Raw genomic sequence first — 18,263 nt, 5'->3', positions numbered from 1 at the left:
CGATCGTGAGCGGCGGCATCACGCCGGGCGATGGCCGCTCGGAGTGCGAGATCATCAAGGCCGCGATGGTTGCGGGCGGCGTGCCGTCGGAGCGGATCCTCGAGGAGCATCGCGCGCAGAACACCGGCGAGAACGTGATCTTCTCGCTGCCGGTGATCGACACGGCGTTGGGGCTCGCCAATATCAGGAGCGTGATCTGCCTCGGCAATAGCTGGACCGCGCGGCGTTATCCCATGACGCTGCAGCGGCACTGGCCGGAGGTCGAGAAGATGCTGGTGACGGTGGATAGCTTTGCCGTCCCGCGTGCGCTTTGGCACACCGTCCCCGAGTTTCGCCGCCGCGTCCTGGCCGAGTGGGACAAGATCGAGCCGTACATGGCGAGGGGATTCATCGCGCAGTGGCCGGTTGTCTGAACGGCGAATCTGTAGGTTCTCGCCGGCCGGACTGTAAGCGGGCTGTAAGCAACACGCTGTAACATTGCCGTCTGATTTGCTTTTAGCTGGAGTGTCAGATGACAATCCGGACCCCGTTTCTGGCTCTGTGCCTCGCGCTCTTGAGCATCTCTCCGGTTCTTTCGAAGGGCAGCGTCGGCAACAAACACGATCCGCTGGATCATAGCCACGTCGACAACCTGCCCCTCGATGTACGGCAATATGTTGCCGGAATCTGCAAGGGCACGCCGGTCGCGCAGCACGACTTCGCGACCTACTCGCCGCAAGAGAAGCGCTGGCGGATCAACCTCGAATATCTGCAGTGCGGCGTGATCGGGGAGTACCGCCGAGGCAACCAGTGCCTGGATGTGGACTTCGTGGCCGAGGGCGCGCATTTTCGTCTCGTCAGAAAGACGTATGCTGCGTGTGGTTTCTAGCGCGCCGACCACAGGAACAGGCCGCTGCAAGTGCAGCGATCGCGAGCGCCAACCAATTCTGAACTGCTGCGCCGCGAGCCGGTCGCTCGTCGCTGATTACTTGAACAGCCGGCGTGAAAACGCGATCCAGGCCAACAGCGCCGCAAATGTCGGGGGCACCCAGTTCTGAATGGGAAACCCGAAGATCATGAAATACCCCGTCAGCAGGCTGCGCATCAGAGCCTCCTGCGCGCGATGCTACTGCCGGTGCCTGACGGGGGACTTACAGGGGGCGCTGAAGCAAACTAAGGCAGCCGGAGATCAAGAAGGCCGGTTGCTCGGCGCGGCGTCACTCCGTCGAGTCGAAATCCTCTTCGGTCGCGCTCAGCATTCCCGCCAGTGTCCGCAGGCCGAGGTCGAGCTGCTCCATCGGCGGCGCGGCAAGCGCAAGCCGCACCGCGTTGGGCGCGTGCCCCGGCGTGGCGGCGAAGGTCGTCGACGGCGTCAGCGCGATGTCGCGGCGTGCCGCGGCCGCAACCAGGGTCTGCGAGCGCCAATGCGGCGGCAGGGTCAGCCAGAGATGATAGGACTTCGGGTTGGTCTGGATCTCGAAATTGGCCAGATGCTTCGCCGCGATCTGCTGGCGGCGGCCGGCGTCGATTCGCTTCAGCCGTGACAGTTCGGCGGCGGTGCCGTCGGCCATCAGGCGCTGCCCCGCGGCGAAGGCGTAGCCCGACGCCGTCCAGCCGCCCGAGCGCACCGCGGCCATGATGCTCTCGCGCAGCCGCGGCGGCGAGACGATGAAGCCGAGCGCGAGACCGGGCGCGACCTTCTTCGACAGGCTGTCGAGCACGATGCAGCTGTCGGGCGCGAGCGCGGCCAGCGGCACCTCGTCGTCGAGGAATCCATAGACACCGTCCTCGATGACGACGAGGCCGAGCTTCTCGATCACGCGCAACAGCTCGGCGCGGCGCTCGGCCGGCATCGTGATGCTGAGCGGGTTCTGGATCGTCGGCTGGACGTAGATTGCGGACAGATGCGCCTCGCGGTGCGCCTTCTGCACCGCGTCCGGGCGCACGCCGTGCTCGTCCATCGCGAGCGGCACCAGCGTGATGCCGAGCCGCGCGGCAATGCCCTTCACGAACGGGTAGGTCAGCGCCTCGACGCCGCAGCGACCGCCGGGCGGCACGACGGCGGCAAGCGCCGCAGCGATGCATTGCCGGCCGTTGGCGGTGAACACGATCTGGTCGGGATTCGGCACCCAGCTCTTGCGCGCCAGGAATTCCGAGGAGATCGTCCGCGCCGCCCGCGTGCCGAAACTGGTCGCCGGCCGCAGCGCACCCTCGAGCACCTCGGGCCGCTCTAGCCCTTCCAGGCTCTTGGCGATCATCGTCGCCTGGTGCGGCAGCAGAGGATAGTTGAATTCGAGGTCGATGCGGGCGCCGCGCGGCTCGGTCGGAGCGGCGATGCCACGGCGCGCCTCGCCCGACACGAAGGTGCCGCGGCCGACTTCGCCGACCACCAGCCCGCGCCGCAACAGCTCGGTGTAGACCCGGCTCGCCGTCGAGACGGCGATGTTGCGGTCATAGGCGAAATGGCGCTGCGGCGGCAGGCGGTCGCCGGCCTTCAGCGCGCCGCTGGCGATCTCGGCGGCCACCGCATCCGCCAACTTCAGATACTCAAATCGCGACATTATTGCACCGAGAGCAATGTTTTACTTGCTCCGAGCAATGTACCGGATCATTTAAGGGGGAACAAGCCCATGATTGCACCGAGGAGCGCGCAAGCAATCCGAGGTCGTGACGGCGCAGGTGCTGAAACAGCATTTGTGTCAACGGTATAGCTTTGCCTTTTGGGCGTCGAAGGAGATGACAATGACGACGATATCCTCAGCCGCCGCAGCGCCCGTGCGGTCCAGTATGTTGGGCGGATTGCTCCGATTGCTCCGCGGGTGGGGCGATGCGCTCGCGACCTATTGGGTGCGCCGCGAGGCGATCAAGACGCTGCGCCAGCTCGATGACCGGACGCTGCGCGACATCGGAATCTCGCGCTGCCACATCGAGACCGCCGTCACCGGCGATCTCGACCTGGAGCTGGTGCGGATCCGCTAAGCTGCTCCGCGGCGGAGAAGCGCAAGCTGCTCGGCGGCACCATCGCGCCGTCGCACGGGCTTTGGCATGACCGTCGTGGCCGAGGGCGCCGAGTTGCCGGCCGAAGTGGACGTGCTCGGCAGCCTCGATTGCGACCTGGTGCAGGGCTCCGTTTTCTCGCCGCCGATCGCAGCCCGACCAAGCGCCGCTGGTGGCCGCCTCGATCGAGCGCGAGGCGTTCCGCACACAGCCAAACGTAATCGCCTCTAAAGCGCGATGAGATTTGGTTGAATCGTCATCGCGGATTCAAGCCTGAAAGAGTTCGTCCCTTGGGCCAGAGAGCGCATGCTTGCATCGGTCCGCAAAGGCCATGAGGTATTCGCCCATTTCCGCGCTCAATGCTTCGCTCGGCTCGATGTCTTGCATGCTCATGTTGAGAGCGTAGACCGGCAGGCCGTCCAGGACGATCGGTGTGGCGACAGCGAGCACGCCGGGCTGCCAGGAGACCGCACAATACCCGTAGCGCTTGACCGCGCGGATCGACTTCTGGACGTCGGCGTTCAGCGTCTTCGCAACGGCGGCGTTGCGTCGCTTGAATTGCCCTATCAGCCTGTCGCGGGCAGCGTCCGGAATCGCCGCCAGATAGGCACGCCCGAGCGAGGTCAGTTCCATCGGCACCTGTTGGCCTGCCACGATGCTGCGCAATGTCGGTCGCGGATTGTAGCGAATGGATTCCAGATAGACCATCATGGTGCGATCGCCGGATGCGAGACCGACATTCAGCCTGCGTCGCGTCGATTCAGCCCGCATCAACGGACCGAGCACCCTGAGCACCGGTGATCCCATGCGGAAGGCATGACCAAGGCTGAGAACGGCAGCGGCAAGCCGATAGTTTCGCTCGATAGGGACTTCGTCGAGCATGCCGAATTTAACCAGTGTCTTGGTCAGCCGACTCACCGTGGAGCGGGGGAGGCGGGTTCGTTCGGCGATTTCGCCATTGCCGAGCGTATCGACGCCGGGCCGGAACGCCCGCAAAATCTCGATGCCACGCTCCAGCGATCGGTTTCCGTTCGCGCCGCCGGCATATTGACGAGCCGAAGCCATACCGTCCCTCCTCGCCTAATTCCACTAAGTGGAAATCGGGGATGGCCCTTTCTATGACAGTTCAGTATTCAGGCAAGCAATAAAACAGCGCGAAGCACCTCGGGAGCACGAAACGCAATGTCTGACATTCCTGTTGTGTAACTTCCGGCTGCTCCGGTTCGTCGATGTCGACAGGATAGAGCCGGCTTGAAATCGATACATCGTTGGTTTCCCGCGCAGGAGTGCCGGGATGTACGGGCCGGCATCAGCCGGCGCCTTCGCAGTGATGCCTCCTCCGCCATGAAGATCCGCACGCAGCACCAAACCAGTCCAAGGCTTGCACATGACCTTTAAACTCATCGAGTTCTCAGTCGACGCAGGTGTCGCCAACATCGCCTTCAACAGGCCCGACCGCCGCAATGCCATGAGCGATGACATGCGCTCGGAATTCGTGGATGCGCTCCAGACGGTCACGAGCGACAACGCGATCCGGGCACTGGTGCTAACCGGACGTGGCAGCGCATTTTGCGCAGGCGGCGATATCAGTGGCATGAAGCGGCGCCTGGAAGCTCCGCACGGCGAGGTCGCGTTCAATGGTTGGAGCCGCCAGCAGGGCGTCCATCGTATCCAGTCCATGCTGCTCAACCTGCCCAAGCCGACCATCGCCGCCGTGAACGGCGCGGCTGCCGGTCTGGGCGCCGACACCGCGCTCGCATGCGACTTCCTGATCGGATCGGAGTATTCGAAGTTCACCTGGTCCTACATCAAGCGCGGGCTGATCCCCGACGGCGGCGGCTCCTATTTTCTGCCGCGCCGGGTCGGACTACCCAGAGCCAAGGAGCTTATTTTCACCGGGCGGGTGGTCGAAGCAGACGAGGCCCTCGCCCTCGGCATTCTCGATCGAAAGGTGGCTTCCGGCGAGCTTCTCAGCGCCGCGAAGGCCTGGGCGGTCGAACTCGCGAAGGGATCGCCGACGGCGCTGGCGCTGAGCAAGAAAATTCTCAACCAGTCTTTCGAGCGTTCGGCGCACGAGATTTTCGATCTCGGCAGCCAGGCGCAGGCCATCTGTTACACCAGCGCCGAGCATCGCGAAGCGGTGATGGCTTTCCTCGCAAAATCATCCGCGAAGGAGTGATGCCGTGAACGCCATCGCACGCCTCATCAGGCCGCGCAGCATTGCCGTTATCGGCGCCTCGGCCGATCCGGGCAAGACCTCGGGGCGGCCGGTGTCGTTCCTGCAAAAACACGGCTTTTCGGGCGGGATCTACCCTGTCAACCCGAAGGTGGACCGCATCGGTGGACTCACCTGTTATCGCGATGTCGAGGCACTCCCTGCTGTGCCCGACGTCGGGATCGTCCTCCTGGGCGCCGAGCGCGCGCATCTGGCCGTGCGGGAGCTCGCCAAAAGAGGCGCCGCCGCAGCAATCGTCCTTGCCAGCGGCTATGCCGAGACTGGCGAGGAGGGGGCTCTGCGTCAGAAAGAGCTCTTGCAAGCTGCTGGCCCGATGCGGGTTCTTGGCCCGAACACGATCGGACTCGTCAACTTGACCGACAACATTGTGCTGTCGGCTTCGGGCGCCCTGGCAATGGACCATTTCCCTGTGGGCTCGATCGGGCTCGTCTCGCAGAGCGGCGGAATCCTTGGCGCGCTGCTTTCTCGCGCCGCGGCGCGCGGAATTGGATTGTCGAAGCTGGTGTCCACCAGCAATGAAGCGGATCTCGAGCTTTCGGACTTCATAGAGTTTCTTGCCGCAGACGAAGCAACCAGGGTGATCGCCTTGTATGTCGAGGCGATCCGGCATCCTTCCCGTTTCCGCGAAGCTGTGCAAAAGGCGCGCGCGGCAGGCAAGCCGGTGGTGGCTTTCAAGATCGGCCGTTCCGAGGCCGGCGCCAAGGCGGCGGTGTCGCACACCGGCGCGCTGGCTGGCTCGGATCGCATGTACGATGCGCTGTTCAGGCAACTTGGCGTAATCCGGGCGAAGACATTCGAGGAGTTGCTCGATATTCCGGCCGCTCTAGCCGCGGGGCGGAAGCTCAGCGGAAAGCGCGTGGCGATCCTCACCTCCACGGGCGGAGCCGGAACAATCGTCTCCGACAGTCTCGGTGTCGCCGGTTTCGAGACGCCTGCGCCCGATGCGGCGACCGCCGCTCGGCTCGCATCGCTGCAATCAGGATCCCATGCCAATCTTGACCGCAATCCGGTCGACTTGACCTTGGCCGGCTTGCATCCTGATGTCCTGCGGGGTGCGATCAGCGCCTTGCTCGCCAGCCCTTCATATGATGCCCTCGTGGTTATCGCTGGGTCGTCCGCTGTGGGATCGCCGGCGCTGCTGGCGGATGCCGTCCACGACTGCTTGCCGGAGTCGGACAAGCCGGTCATTGCCTATGTCAGCCCGCACGCGCCGAACGTCGGCGCGGCTCTCACCGCACGCGGCGTGCCGGCCTATACGTCAGCCGAAAGCTGCGCCTCGGCGTTTTCCGGATTGCTGCTGGCGGCCCGGTCGACGCCGGCTGAATTTGCGTCATCGCCCGAACGCCAGGTCCACATCAGCGATCTTTCCCAGGGCTCACTCGACGAGGCCGAGGCCAAGGCGCTATTCGCACGCTTCGGCATCCCCGCGGTAAATGAGCGGATCGTCGAGACATCGAACGAGGCGCAATCTGCGGCGCGCGAACTCGGTGGAAAGGTGGTACTGAAAATTCTCTCCAGCGAAATCACGCACAAGAGCGATGTCGGTGGTGTCGCCGTCAATCTGACACCCGACACGATCGGTTCCCGTCTGAACGCCATGGCAGACGACGTGAAAGCGGCAACGGGCCAGCGACCGCGCCGCTTCCTGGTACAGGAGATGGTTACGGGAGGCGCCGAACTGATCCTTGGTATGCATCGCGATGCGTTGGGCACGGCAATTCTGCTCGGCATGGGCGGTGTCACGGCAGAACTCTTCAAGGACACGACCATGCGGCTTTTGCCGCCGCAGGGCGGATTGAGCCGGGACGAGGCGCTCTCGATGGTGCATGACCTCATCACTTGGCCGCTGCTCGACGGATTTCGGGGCCGTCCAAAGGCGGATATCGACGCACTTGTATCGACTATCGTGGCTTTTTCGCTGATGGCGGCACAACTCGGCGAGCGCCTGATCGAGGCCGAAGTCAACCCCGTGTTCATCTTAGCGGCGGGCCAAGGCGTGCGAGCCGCGGATGGCGTCGTGGTGCTTGGACCCGTTGGCGGCTGAGCAAGTCCGCTGCGCGATGAAAAGCACCGGCAATTACGTCGGTGACCTAAAAATCAAAAATGGAGGATACGCATGTCGACGCTGGCCCATGCTGCGTCCGAAACTGCGGGGGCGAGCACAAGGAAGCTCCTGACCGTGCTGATCGGCATCGCGATCATGATGGCTATCGTCATGGCGCCGTCCCCGGCCGGTCTCTCGCTGGCGGGACAACGCGTCATCGCCGTGATGGCCTTCGTCGTGCTGATGTGGATCACCGAGGCGATCCCCTACGGGGTCAGCGCGGTCGCGCTGGTCTTCCTGCTGATCCTGGCGCTCGGCTTTTCGCCCGCGGCAGGTGACGCGGGCAGCATCCTTGGAACGGCGAAGGCCGTTCCGCTCGCGCTCAGCGGCTTCTCGAACAGCGGCTGGCTATTCGTCGCAGCGGGTCTCGCCATGGCGGCGGCGATTACCGGCACCGGGCTCGAAAAGCGGGTCGCCTATCTGATCCTCGAACTGGTGGGCGCAAGCACCCGTGCGATCATGCTGGGCATCATTCTGACGGCGTTTGCGCTCACCTTCTTCATTCCCTCGGTGATCGCACGTGCGGCAACGCTCGTTCCGATCGTGATCGGGCTGATCGAGGCGTTTGGCGTTCCACGCAACAGTCAGATTGGAAAGGCCATGCTCCTCATGGCAGGTATCCTGCCGTCGGTGACCGGTGTGGGCGTCCTCACCGGAGCCGCGCCCAATCCGGTGATGGTCAATTTCCTGACCGGGGCTGGTCAGCCTCAGGTCGGTTATCTCGACTGGCTGATCTACCTCTTTCCTTACACGCTCGTTTTTTCGGTTGGTCTCTACTTTCTGACGACCAGGCTCTTCAAGTTTGAGTTTGCCGAATTGCCCGGAGGCCGGGACTACATTACCGCGCGAATCGCGGAGTTGGGACCGATGTCGACGGCAGAGAAGCGGGCTTCGTTCATCATGGTGCTGACAATCCTGCTTTGGGCTACAGACAAGGTTCACCACGTCGAGGCGTCCGCCATATCGGTGCTCTGCGTCCTCTTGCTCGTGCTGCCCGGTGTCGGCGTGACCACCTGCAACGACCTTTACAAGCGGATCGACTGGAATTCGATCCTGCTGTTCGGTGCGGGAATTTCGATGGCGGATATGTTCACCAGGACGGGCGGTGCGGCATGGTTGTCCAAGGTGGCGTTCGTCGAATCCGGGATGGGACGCCTCTCGGTCACGGTGCTGGCGTTGACGATCTTCGTGGTCGTTTTCTTCGTACGCTTCTGCTTCACCAGCATCACGTCTTGTCTGACCGCCATCACGCCGGCGATCATCGGCTTCCTCGTCTCGCTGCACAATCAGGATTTGCCGATAGTCGGAATCGTTCTCGGTGTCGCGCTCATTGCCCAATGTCTTTCCATCATCCCGGTGACGTCGGCTCCAGCCATGATCGCCTACGGTGCCGGCGGCTTCACGACACGCGACATGATGAAGCTTGGTTTGCCGCTCGCGGCGATCATGTACGGTATCATGATACTGTTCATGTTCACCTATTGGCCGCTCGTCGGTCTGTGGAGATGAATGAAGCGCGGACCGGCGAAATTTCCGAATATTGGAAGAATGTCCCTGATTTGCCCGGCGTTTCAAGTTGCCTGGTCGAACGGCGGCAGCGGCCCGCTACTTTGCATGGGGTTGTTTTCGATATTTTGGCGGAGCCGCCTGCGGCGGCCCCCTAACGCAGCCGGCTAGTGCCGGACCACCAGCACCGAGCATTTGGCGTAGCGCACCACGTGTCCGGCATTCGAGCCGAGGAAGTAGGTGCGCATCGCCGGGCGGTGCGAGGTCATCACGATCAGGTCGGCCTTCATGGTCGCGGCCTCCTCGAGGATCTCGTGATAGATGCCGCCCTGGCGGACCACGCCCGAGATGCGCCCGGGTGCGATGCCGGATTCGCGCGCCACGATCGCAAGCGCTTCTTCCGATGTTTCACGCTGCTGGCTGTCGAAATCCGCCGGAACGTATTCGGCGAGCATCACCGGCGTCATCGGCAGCACGTTGAGCAGGCGCACCGCGCCGTTCCAGGTTTGCGACAGCGTCGCTGCGGTTGCGATCGCAGGCTTCGCCAGATCGGTATCGGCGAGGTCGATCGGCACGAGAATGGACTTGTACATCAGCGCCTCCTGTCCGCGATTGGTCTGGAGCCGTTTGGTCCCGGTGCCAGGACGCGCGCCTTCTTTTTCTTCGGTAGCTCGTGGTCGACGCGAACCGGTCCCCCTGTCGCGCGATCGTCAATATAGCATGGCGGAGCGGCGGTGTCCGCCCGCGTCAGCCGCGCGAGGCCTGCTTCAACAGTTTAGGGCTGACGAACAGGACGAGCTTGCCGCGCCGGAAGGAGACGTCGTTCCAGTCGTCGGTCGCGAAGTCGAAGACGGCGAGACCCGAGGTCGGCAGGTTGTCGGCGAGCGCGCGCTTCGCCGCCTCGTCGCCGCTGCCGGTCAGCGTCAGCGCCAGCTCATGCATGCCGGGATTATGGCCGATCAGCATCAGCCGCTTCGGATCGGTAACCGAGGCCATCCGGATCGCGGTGAGCAGCTGCGCCGGATCGGCGCCGTAGAGTTCCGGCACGACGTCGACTTTCGGCGCAGATCCGGCGCCCTTCAGCGCCTCGCGCACGATCTCCCAGGTCTGCGTGGTGCGGACCGCCGGCGACACCAGCGCCAGATTGGGCAAAGGCGGGTGGCGCGCGATCCAGCCGCCGATCTCCGCCGCATCGCGGTGGCCGCGCTCGTCGAGACGGCGATCCTGGTCGTGCCCCGAGGGCGCGTCGTGTTCGGTCTTGGCGTGACGCAGCAGCAGCAAACGGCGCATGAACTTCCATCTCGATTCGGTCTGGTCGAATTAATTCTACAGGCTCATGCCCTGGACAAGGTGACAAGCGCCGTTGCGGTTCGTAAGAAACGACATGAGCGAGACTTCCACAAGTGCGGCAGACGGCCCCGACGCGGCGTCCTCGCCGTTCCGCGACCGCCTGGCGTTCGACCTCGACGTCGACATCTGCGTGGTCGGGGCGGGGCTGGCCGGCCTGACCGTGGCCCGCGAGGCGGCGCGGCTCGGGGCCAGTGTCGCCGTGCTCGAAGGGCGCCAGGTCGGCTGGAACGCTTCCGGCCATCATCTCGGCACCGTGGTGCCGGGCTTCGGCCTGCCGATCGCAGATGTGATCGAGCGCGTCGGCCTCGATGATGCCCGCGAATTGTGGGCGCTGTCGAAGGAGGGCGCCGACTATGTTCGCGCCACGGCCACCGAGGATTTGATCCCGGGCATCAGCCCAAGCGACGGCGCGCTGGAAGTCTCCAATGTCGATGTCGGCGAGGCGCTGATCAGCCGCTTGCAGACGCTGGGCGAGGAATTTGCGACCGAAGTCGAGGGCTGGCAGGTGGACCGCGTGCGCAGCGTGCTCAGGACCGGCCGCTATTTCCACGGCATCTACTATCCGAAGGCGTTGCAGATCGACGGCCGCAAATATGTCCACGGTCTCGCCGCGCTGGCTGTGCGGGCGGGGGTGCGGATCTTCGAGGAGACGCCGGTCGTCAGCATCGATTTTTCCGGCATCCGCAAGCGCATCGTGACGCCGACGGCGCGCTTGCGTGCCAACCACATTGTCCTCGCCGGCAATATCCATCTCGGTGCGCCGCTGAAGCGCCTGTCCGATACGCTGCTGCCGGTGTGGCGTTACGCGGCGTTGACCGAACCGCTCGGGGAACGGCTGGCCGAGGCGATCGCCTTTTCCGGCTCGGTCGTCGACAGCGACGGCATCGATCATTTCCGCGTCGTCGATGGCGATCGCCTGTTGTGGGCCAGTCCCGAAACGACCTGGGATGCGCGGCCGAAGCGATTCGGTGCGGCGGTGCAGCGCCGCATCGCCACGGTGTTTCCGCAACTTGGCAAGCCCGCGATCGCAGACACGTTCGGCGGCGCGGTCGGCGTCACCGTGCATGGCATGCCGCAGATCGGCCAGTTGCGCAGGGGCCTGTGGGTGGCGAGCGGCTTCGGCCGGCAGGGGCTCAACACCTCGGCGCTCGCGGGCCAGTTGATCGCGCGCAGCATCCTTTGGGGCGACGACCGCTGGCGGTTGTTTTCGCCGTTCGAGCTGGTCTGGGCCGGCGGCACCACCGGCCGCGTCGCCGGTCATTTCGTCGGCCTGTGGGCGCGGGGCGCAGCATCCGCGGCCGGCGTGCTGGCGCGCTACCGCGAGGGAGCACGTGCGCGGGAGCAGGCCCGCGAGGCACGGCTCGCCGAGGCCAATCTCAAGGCGGGAACCCGGGGGCCGGCACCCCGCCGTCCGCCGGGGGCCGTGGTACGGCCGGTGCCGCCGCCCGCGCCACCCCGGCAGATCGAGGATGGCGAGGAGCGGTATCCTCACGCCTCGCAAGAAAGTGAGCGGATCTCCGACGGGCGGATGTAACGTCCTGCAGCGGGGTTCGTATCTGTTGGCGAGCCTGTTCGGCCTGCTTTGGCCCCCGCATCGGAGATGATTGATGATCGATCGCCGCATCCTGCTTGCTTCCGTCGCCAGCCTGCTGAGCTTCGCTGCGTTCCGCTGGCTGCGCGCCTCGCCGGCGCAGGCCGCCGAGAAATTCGAGATCGAGAAGACCGACGCCGAATGGAAGGCGCAGCTGACGCCGCAGCAATACGAGATCCTGCGCAACCAGGGCACCGAGCGGCCGGGATCGAGCCCGCTGCTCAAGGAGCACCGCAAGGGCACCTTCGCCTGCGCCGGCTGCGACCTGCCGCTGTTCTCGTCCGAGACCAAGTATGAGAGCGGCACCGGCTGGCCGAGCTTCTGGAAGCCGCTGGACAACGCGGTCGGCACCACGTCGGACCGCACCTTCGGGATGCTGCGCACCGAGGTGCATTGCCGCCGCTGCGGCGGCCATCTCGGCCATGTCTTCGACGACGGCCCGAAGCCGACCGGGCTGCGCTACTGCATGGACGGCTTTGCGCTGGTGTTCCACCCGGCGGCGCCGTCGGCGACCTAATAGCGTTTTCAAGCGAAGTGGGTACCGGTTCGCGTCAAGAAAACGCGGCAAAACAAAAGCGGGAGCGTGCTCAGAACTGCGCTCCCTCCCGGCAATTGTTGCCTGCCCGGCAATTGTGCCCCGGTTAAACGGCCGGGGCTTTTTTTTCAAGCGCATGATTTTGTTACGATTCGTTTCCTGGCACGACCTTTGCGACATGCTCCGCCGATGCGGCCATCTGCTGATTGCCAGCCGCCGGGAATCGAATTGGAGAACATGTCATGGGTATCTTCGGCGCACTTACGACGGCGGTCGGTGGCTTGCGCGCAGGGTCGTACGCGCTTGAGAACATCTCCGGCAACATCGCCAACTCGCAGACCACGGCCTTCAAGCGCATCGATACCTCCTTCCTCGACCTCGTCCCGCAGACCGCGCTGACCGCGCAGCTCGCCGGCGGCGTCACCGCGCAGTCGCGCTCGACCAACTCGGTGCAGGGCGACGTGCAGTCGGCGTCGGTCGCGACCTTCATGGCGATCAACGGCAACGGTTTCTTCGCGGTGCAGAAGCCCGGCGGCTTCACCGACGGCTCGCCGGTGTTCGACGGCGTCGACCGCTACACCCGCCGCGGCGATTTCCAGCTCAACAAGGACGGTTATCTCGTCAACGGCGCCGGCTATTATCTCGAGGGCGTGCCGATCGACCCGACCACAGGCAACCCCTCTGGCTCCTCGCCGCAAACGTTGCGCTTCAAGAACGACTTCCTGCCGGCGCAGCAGACCACCAAGATCGACTATCGCGCCAACCTTGCGTCCTACCCCCTGACCACCGCGCACGACACCTCGGTTCCGGGCTCCGAGCTGATCCGGCCGGGCGCGTTCAGCGCCGGACATAACCCGCTGGTGCTGGGCACGCCGGCCGCGCCGTACACCGATTCCTCTGTCACCGGCACTGCGCAGAACAACAAGGCGACGCCGTCGGTGGCCAACACCGCCGCGACCCTGCTTTCGGGCGCTGCCGGCAGCGACTCGATCAACGCCAGCTTCAGCGCCGGCTCGGCCGGTCCGCCCGTCGTGCCCGCCGATACGATCACGGTGAACGGCACCGTCATCACCTTCGTGGCTTCGGGCGCGACCGGCAACCAGCTCAACGTCACCGACAGCATCGGAACGCTGCTCGCCAAGATCGACGCGATCACCGGTACCGCAACGCCATCGACGATCAGCGGCGGCAAGATCACGCTGCACTCCGGCACCGCAGCGGATCTCAACGTGACGAGCTCGAACTCGACCGCCCTCGCGGCGCTCGGCTTCACCGGCTCGGCGGTCGCGACCCGCGGCGGCGGCGGCACCGTGGGCACCGGCCAGGTCGTCGGCAACGACAACTCGACCTTCCTGAACGAATCCGTCTCGGGCGGCGCCGTTACGGCCTATGACGTGTCGGGTGCGCCGGTGAACCTGCAATTCCGCTGGGCCAAGTCCGACAGCTCCTCGCTGGGCGCCGGGCATACCGACAGCTGGAACCTGTTCTACCAGGTCAATCCGAACGCGACCGGCACACAGGTCTCCTGGCAGAACGCCAACGTCAATTTTACCTTCGCGGCGAACGGCCAGATGTCGCCGGCGATCTCCTCGGTGACGCTCAACAACGCCGTCGTCAACGGCGTGTCGCTCGGCAACCCCGTGATCAATTTCGGCTCCGGCGGCGTGACCCAGTTCGCGGACGCCAACGGCAACGTCCAGGTCAACCAGATCCAGCAGGACGGCTTCCCGGCTGGCCAGCTGCAGTCGGTCAGCGTCTCGACCAACGGCCGTATCGTCGGCAACTACACCAACGGCCGCAACATCGACCTCGCCGAAATCTCGGTGGCGACCTTCAACGGCACCAACTTCCTCAAGCGCATCGACGGCGGCGCGTTCGAGGCGACCGACGAATCCGGTGGCGCGCTGTTCGGCAAGGGCGGCAGCACCATTGTCGGCTCCTCGCTCGAAAGCTCGAACACCGACATTGCCGACGAGTTCACCAAGCTGATCGTGACCCAGCAGGCCTATTCGGCCAATACCAAGGTGATCACGACGACCAACTCGATGGTGCAGGATCTCCTGAACGTGGTGCGCTGATCGCATCGACGATGCACGTGTGAAGCAGTAAAGGCGAGTACACAGCATGGGTTTGAGCCAAGCCCTTTCCACCGCGATGTCGGGCCTGCGCGCCACGCAGGCCTCGCTCTCGCTCGTGTCGTCGAACGTCGCCAACGCGGAGACGCCCGGCTACGTCAGGAAGACGCTGAACCAGGATACCGGCACCACCGGCCAGTTCGGATCGAGCGTCCTCATCACCGGCGTCAACCGCCAGCTCGACGAATTCCTGCAGACCCAGCTTCGCACCGAGACGTCGGGCGCGTCCTACGCCGATGTCCGCTCGAGCTTCCTTGCTAATCTGCAGGGCGTCTACGGCAATCCCGACTCCACCGGCACGATCGAGGATGCCTACAACAAGTTCCTGACCGCGTTGCAGGGGCTGTCGACCAGCCCGGACTCGCAGTCGGCCCGCATCGGCGTCGTCAATGCCGCGCAATCGATGGCGCAGCAGCTCAACGCGACCTCGCAGGGAATCCAGACGTTGCGCGCCAACGCCGAGGCCGGCATCAGCGACTCCGTCGGCACCGCCAACAATGCCATGCAGCAGATCGCGCGCCTCAATGTGCAGCTCGCGGCCAATGCCGGCACGACCGACGCCTCGACCGCGGCATTGCTCGATCAGCGCGATCGTTACGTCACCCAGCTTTCGCAGCTGATGGACATCCGCACCGTCACCAACAGCCAGAACCAGGTGACCGTGTTCACCAATTCCGGCGTCCAGCTGGTCGGCACCGAAGCCGCGACGCTCAGCTTCAACGCCCAGGGCACGATGACGCCCAACACGCAGTACAACTCCGACCCAACCAAGAGCACCGTCGGCACCATCACCATCACGTTCCCGCATGGCGGCACCTATGACATGGTGTCGACCAACTCGATCCGATCAGGCAAGATCGCCGCCTATCTTGAGCTGCGCGACAACACGCTGGCGCAGGCCCAGACGCAGATCGACCAGTTCGCCGCCGCGATGTCGAGCGCGCTGTCGGACAAGACGACCGCGGGCACGGCGGCGACGGCGGGGGCGCAGTCCGGATTCGACCTCGATCTCTCGGGGCTGCAGAGCGGCAACACCATCCACGTCTCCTACAAGGACAACACCACCGGCCTCACGCACAACCTGTCGATCGTCCGCGTCGACGATCCGAGCGTGCTGCCGCTCAGCAACACCGCAACCGTCGATCCGAACGACGAGGTGCTGGGCGTGGATTTTTCCGGCGGCATGAGTTCGGTGCTGTCGCAGCTCAACGGTGCGCTCGGCGGAGCCGGCCTGCAGTTCTCCAATCCGTCCGGGTCGACACTGCGCGTGCTCGACGACGGCGCCGCCAACAAGGCCGACGTGACCGCGGCCTCGGTCACGTCAACCGTCTCGTCGCTGACGTCGGGCGATCCGCAGCTTCCGCTGTTCACCGACAATGGCGGGCTCTACACCGGCGCGATCACCGCGAACGGCTCGCAGTCGACCGGCCTTGCCGCGCGCATCAGCGTCAACACCGCGCTGGTCGGCGATCCCTCGCGCATGGTCGTGTACTCGACCAATCCGCAGACGCCGGCCGGAGATACCACGCGCGCCAACCTCATTCTGAACCAGCTGTCGAACGCGTCGTACAGCTATTCGCCGAAGACCGGCCTCGGCACGTCGGGCGCGCCGTTCACCGGCACGCTGTTGAACTTTGCCAAGCAGTTCATCAGTCAGCAGGGTGAATCGGCGACGGCGGCCAAGCAACTGGCCGATGGTCAGGACGTCGTGTTGAATACACTGCAAACCAAGATGGACTCGACCTCCGGCGTCAACATGGACGAGGAGATGGCGCATCTGCTCTCGCTCCAGAACGCCTATTCGGCCAATGCGCGCGTGATGTCGTCGATCAAGCAGATGTACGACGCGCTGCTGCAGCTCACGTGAGGGTAACATGTCGATCGACGGCGTAAGCGGCAGAACTTCCTATATCGGCACCACGATCCTCAACCTGCGCAGTCAGCTCAATGACCTGACGACGCAGCTTGCGACGGGCAAGGTGTCGACGACCTATGCGGGGCAGGGGCTCGATCGCGGCTTCGCACTCAGCCTGCGTGCGCAGATCAGCGGCATCAATGCGTTCTCCGACACCGCCACCAATCTCAACACCCGCCTGAACGTCGCCAACCTCAGCCTGCAAGGTCTGTCCGACGTCGGCACCCAGGTGAAGAACGCCTCGACGACCGCTACGTTGACGCTCAACGACAGCGGCCAGACCTCGGGCCAGATCACGGCGCAGGCCGCGTTCGCCAACGCGGTTGCGATGCTGAATAGCCAGTCGGGCGACCGCTACTTGTTCTCCGGCCGTGCCATGGATACGCCGGCCACGGTGTCGGCCGACACGATGCTGAAGGGCACGGCAACCCAGGCCGGCCTCACCCAGCTCATCAACGAGCGCAAGCAGGCCGATCAGGGCGCCAGCATGATGGGACGCCTGAGCGTCTCGTCGCCGCCGGCGACCACCACGGTGACGAGCGTTGCCGAGGACGGCTCGCCGTTCGGCCTGAAGCTGCTGTCGGTGCAGTCGTCATTGACCGGCGCCACCGTGACGCAGCCGACCGGCACCCCGAAGTCGGAATCGGTCGATCTCGGCGCCGTCAATCCGAAGGATGGCGACAAGATCAAGTTCAACTTCACGCTGCCCGACGGCACCACCGAGGCGATCGAGCTCACGGCGACGACCACCAACCCGCCGCCGGCCGGTTCGTTCCTGATCGGCGCCGACACCACGGCGACGACGGCCAATCTGCAGTCGACGCTGACGTCGTCGATCAAGACCTTGAGCGACACGTCGCTGGTCGCAGCCTCCGCGGTCGCGGCGTCGAACAACTTCTTCAATCCGGTCGCGACCGTCTCGGGCGCCGCCGTCAACAACCACAACACGCCGCCGGCGCCGATCTCAGGTGCCACGGCGCTGTCGGGGGCAGCCGGCACCGACTCGCTGTCGACGAGCTTCGCATCCGGTGACACCATCACGGTGAACGGGACCCCGATCACGTTCGTTGCCTCGGGTGCCACCGGCAACCAGATCAATGTCACCGACAGCGTGCAGACGCTGATGGTGAAGATCGACCAGATCAGCGGCACCAAGAACCCGTCGACCATCAGCAATGGCGTCATCACCCTGCATGGCGCCGACGGCGCGAGCCTCTCGATCTCGAGCTCCAACACGGCGGCGCTCGGCGCGCTCGGCATCGCCAACAACACGACTGCGAGCCCGGCACCACTCAGGGTCGGGGGACCGCCGTTCAACACGGCGACCAGCCTGGTCGCGGGCACCCCCGCCAACACCGTGTACTGGTACACAGGCGAAAACGGCCCGGGATCGGCGCGCGGCACCGCAGTCGCGCAGGTCGATCAGTCGATCACCGTGCAATATGGCGCGCGCGCCAACGAGCAGGCGTTCCGTTACTTGCTGCAGAACGTCGCGGTGTATGCGGCGGTCACCACCAACGCCAGCAATCCGAATGCGAGCGGGCAGGTGACCGCGTTGGCGCAGCGCGTCGGCGCGAACCTCGCGCCGCAGAACGGCCAGCAGCAGATCCAGGACGTGCAGGCCGAGTTCGCCGGCGCGCAGACGGCGACCAAGGCGGCCACCGATCGCCAGACCCAGCTCAAGAGCATGGCGGAAACGATGCTCGACTCGGTCGAGGGCGTCAATCAGGACGAGGTCGCAACCAAGATCCTGGCGCTGCAGACCAGTCTGCAGGCGTCGTATCAGACCACGTCGATGCTCTATCAGACCACGCTGCTGAAATATCTGCCGATCGGCTAATTGTCCGCCACCCATCTCCAGCCAGCAAAAAGGCCTCCTCGCGGAGGCCTTTTTCGTTCAGGCGAAGGCCAGAGC

Annotated in this window: 16 protein-coding genes; 12 read left to right on the top strand and 4 right to left on the bottom strand. The window is 64.7% G+C overall.

Annotation, left to right across the window (positions count from 1 at the left end):
• The coding region (locus tag QMZ05_RS23595) for a YdcF family protein (RefSeq protein ID WP_353702904.1) at positions 1-413 on the top strand (413 nt) is incomplete at its 5' end.
• A gap of 98 nt (positions 414-511) precedes the next feature.
• A complete protein-coding gene (locus tag QMZ05_RS23590; protein WP_353702903.1) occupies positions 512-868 on the top strand; it encodes a hypothetical protein in 357 nt (118 codons plus the stop codon).
• Positions 869-1,196: 328 nt separating this feature from the next.
• Here the strand turns inward: QMZ05_RS23590 and QMZ05_RS23585 are convergent, their stop codons facing one another.
• Positions 1,197-2,540 carry a PLP-dependent aminotransferase family protein gene (locus QMZ05_RS23585; protein WP_353702902.1) on the bottom strand — a complete coding sequence of 448 codons (1,344 nt, stop codon included), beginning with the start codon at positions 2,538-2,540 and terminating at the stop codon, positions 1,197-1,199.
• Between the two features lie 181 nt (positions 2,541-2,721).
• Between QMZ05_RS23585 and QMZ05_RS23580 the strand changes: the two genes are divergently transcribed.
• Together QMZ05_RS23580 and QMZ05_RS23575 are read left to right on the top strand one after the other, a co-directional pair.
• Positions 2,722-2,958, top strand: coding sequence for a DUF1127 domain-containing protein (locus tag QMZ05_RS23580; RefSeq protein ID WP_353702901.1), 237 nt, complete (start codon positions 2,722-2,724; stop codon positions 2,956-2,958).
• Between the two features lie 66 nt (positions 2,959-3,024).
• On the top strand, positions 3,025-3,207 hold the full coding sequence (locus QMZ05_RS23575; RefSeq protein WP_353702900.1) for a hypothetical protein: 183 nt from the start codon (positions 3,025-3,027) through the stop codon (positions 3,205-3,207).
• Between the two features lie 36 nt (positions 3,208-3,243).
• Here QMZ05_RS23575 and QMZ05_RS23570 read toward each other — a convergent pair whose 3' ends face one another.
• The gene (locus QMZ05_RS23570; protein WP_353702899.1) at positions 3,244-4,041 is read right to left on the bottom strand and encodes a helix-turn-helix domain-containing protein; all 798 of its coding nucleotides are present in this window, start codon (positions 4,039-4,041) and stop codon (positions 3,244-3,246) included.
• A 322-nt stretch (positions 4,042-4,363) separates the two neighbouring features.
• On the opposite strand from QMZ05_RS23570, the gene QMZ05_RS23565 reads away from it, so the two are divergent.
• The 3 genes from QMZ05_RS23565 (at position 4,364) to QMZ05_RS23555 (ending at position 8,825) form a co-directional block, all read left to right on the top strand.
• The gene (locus tag QMZ05_RS23565; RefSeq protein WP_146987927.1) at positions 4,364-5,155 is read left to right on the top strand and encodes an enoyl-CoA hydratase-related protein; all 792 of its coding nucleotides are present in this window, start codon (positions 4,364-4,366) and stop codon (positions 5,153-5,155) included.
• A gap of 4 nt (positions 5,156-5,159) precedes the next feature.
• Entirely contained in the window at positions 5,160-7,256 is a 2,097-nt protein-coding gene (locus tag QMZ05_RS23560; RefSeq protein ID WP_353702898.1) for an acetate--CoA ligase family protein, read from the top strand.
• A 72-nt stretch (positions 7,257-7,328) separates the two neighbouring features.
• Positions 7,329-8,825, top strand: coding sequence for a DASS family sodium-coupled anion symporter (locus QMZ05_RS23555; RefSeq protein ID WP_353702897.1), 1,497 nt, complete (start codon positions 7,329-7,331; stop codon positions 8,823-8,825).
• Positions 8,826-8,989: 164 nt separating this feature from the next.
• Here the strand turns inward: QMZ05_RS23555 and QMZ05_RS23550 are convergent, their stop codons facing one another.
• Positions 8,990-9,415: a universal stress protein gene (locus QMZ05_RS23550; RefSeq protein WP_021077991.1), complete on the bottom strand. Its 426-nt coding sequence runs from the start codon at positions 9,413-9,415 to the stop codon at positions 8,990-8,992.
• Between the two features lie 154 nt (positions 9,416-9,569).
• On the bottom strand, positions 9,570-10,112 hold the full coding sequence (locus tag QMZ05_RS23545) for a histidine phosphatase family protein (protein WP_353702896.1): 543 nt from the start codon (positions 10,110-10,112) through the stop codon (positions 9,570-9,572).
• A 94-nt stretch (positions 10,113-10,206) separates the two neighbouring features.
• Here QMZ05_RS23545 and QMZ05_RS23540 point away from each other — a divergent pair, with 94 nt between their 5' ends.
• From QMZ05_RS23540 to QMZ05_RS23520, 5 genes are all read left to right on the top strand, one after another.
• Entirely contained in the window at positions 10,207-11,706 is a 1,500-nt protein-coding gene (locus QMZ05_RS23540) for an FAD-binding oxidoreductase (RefSeq protein ID WP_353702895.1), read from the top strand.
• Positions 11,707-11,779: 73 nt separating this feature from the next.
• Positions 11,780-12,280 carry a peptide-methionine (R)-S-oxide reductase MsrB gene (msrB, locus tag QMZ05_RS23535; protein WP_074131701.1) on the top strand — a complete coding sequence of 167 codons (501 nt, stop codon included), beginning with the start codon at positions 11,780-11,782 and terminating at the stop codon, positions 12,278-12,280.
• A 260-nt stretch (positions 12,281-12,540) separates the two neighbouring features.
• On the top strand, positions 12,541-14,376 hold the full coding sequence (locus QMZ05_RS23530; protein WP_353702894.1) for a flagellar hook-basal body complex protein: 1,836 nt from the start codon (positions 12,541-12,543) through the stop codon (positions 14,374-14,376).
• A 46-nt stretch (positions 14,377-14,422) separates the two neighbouring features.
• Complete coding sequence (gene flgK / locus QMZ05_RS23525) at positions 14,423-16,300, top strand: flagellar hook-associated protein FlgK (protein ID WP_353702893.1); 1,878 nt, start codon at positions 14,423-14,425, stop codon at positions 16,298-16,300.
• 7 nt (positions 16,301-16,307) lie between these two features.
• Positions 16,308-18,188: a flagellar protein gene (locus QMZ05_RS23520; protein ID WP_353702892.1), complete on the top strand. Its 1,881-nt coding sequence runs from the start codon at positions 16,308-16,310 to the stop codon at positions 18,186-18,188.
• Positions 18,189-18,263: the final 75 nt, after the last annotated feature.

This window comes from Bradyrhizobium sp. INPA03-11B (assembly GCF_040446015.1).
GTDB lineage: Bacteria > Pseudomonadota > Alphaproteobacteria > Rhizobiales > Xanthobacteraceae > Bradyrhizobium > Bradyrhizobium macuxiense_A.
The sequence above is the reverse complement of the archived record's forward strand: the minus strand, read 5'-3'. Positions and strand labels throughout refer to the sequence as shown.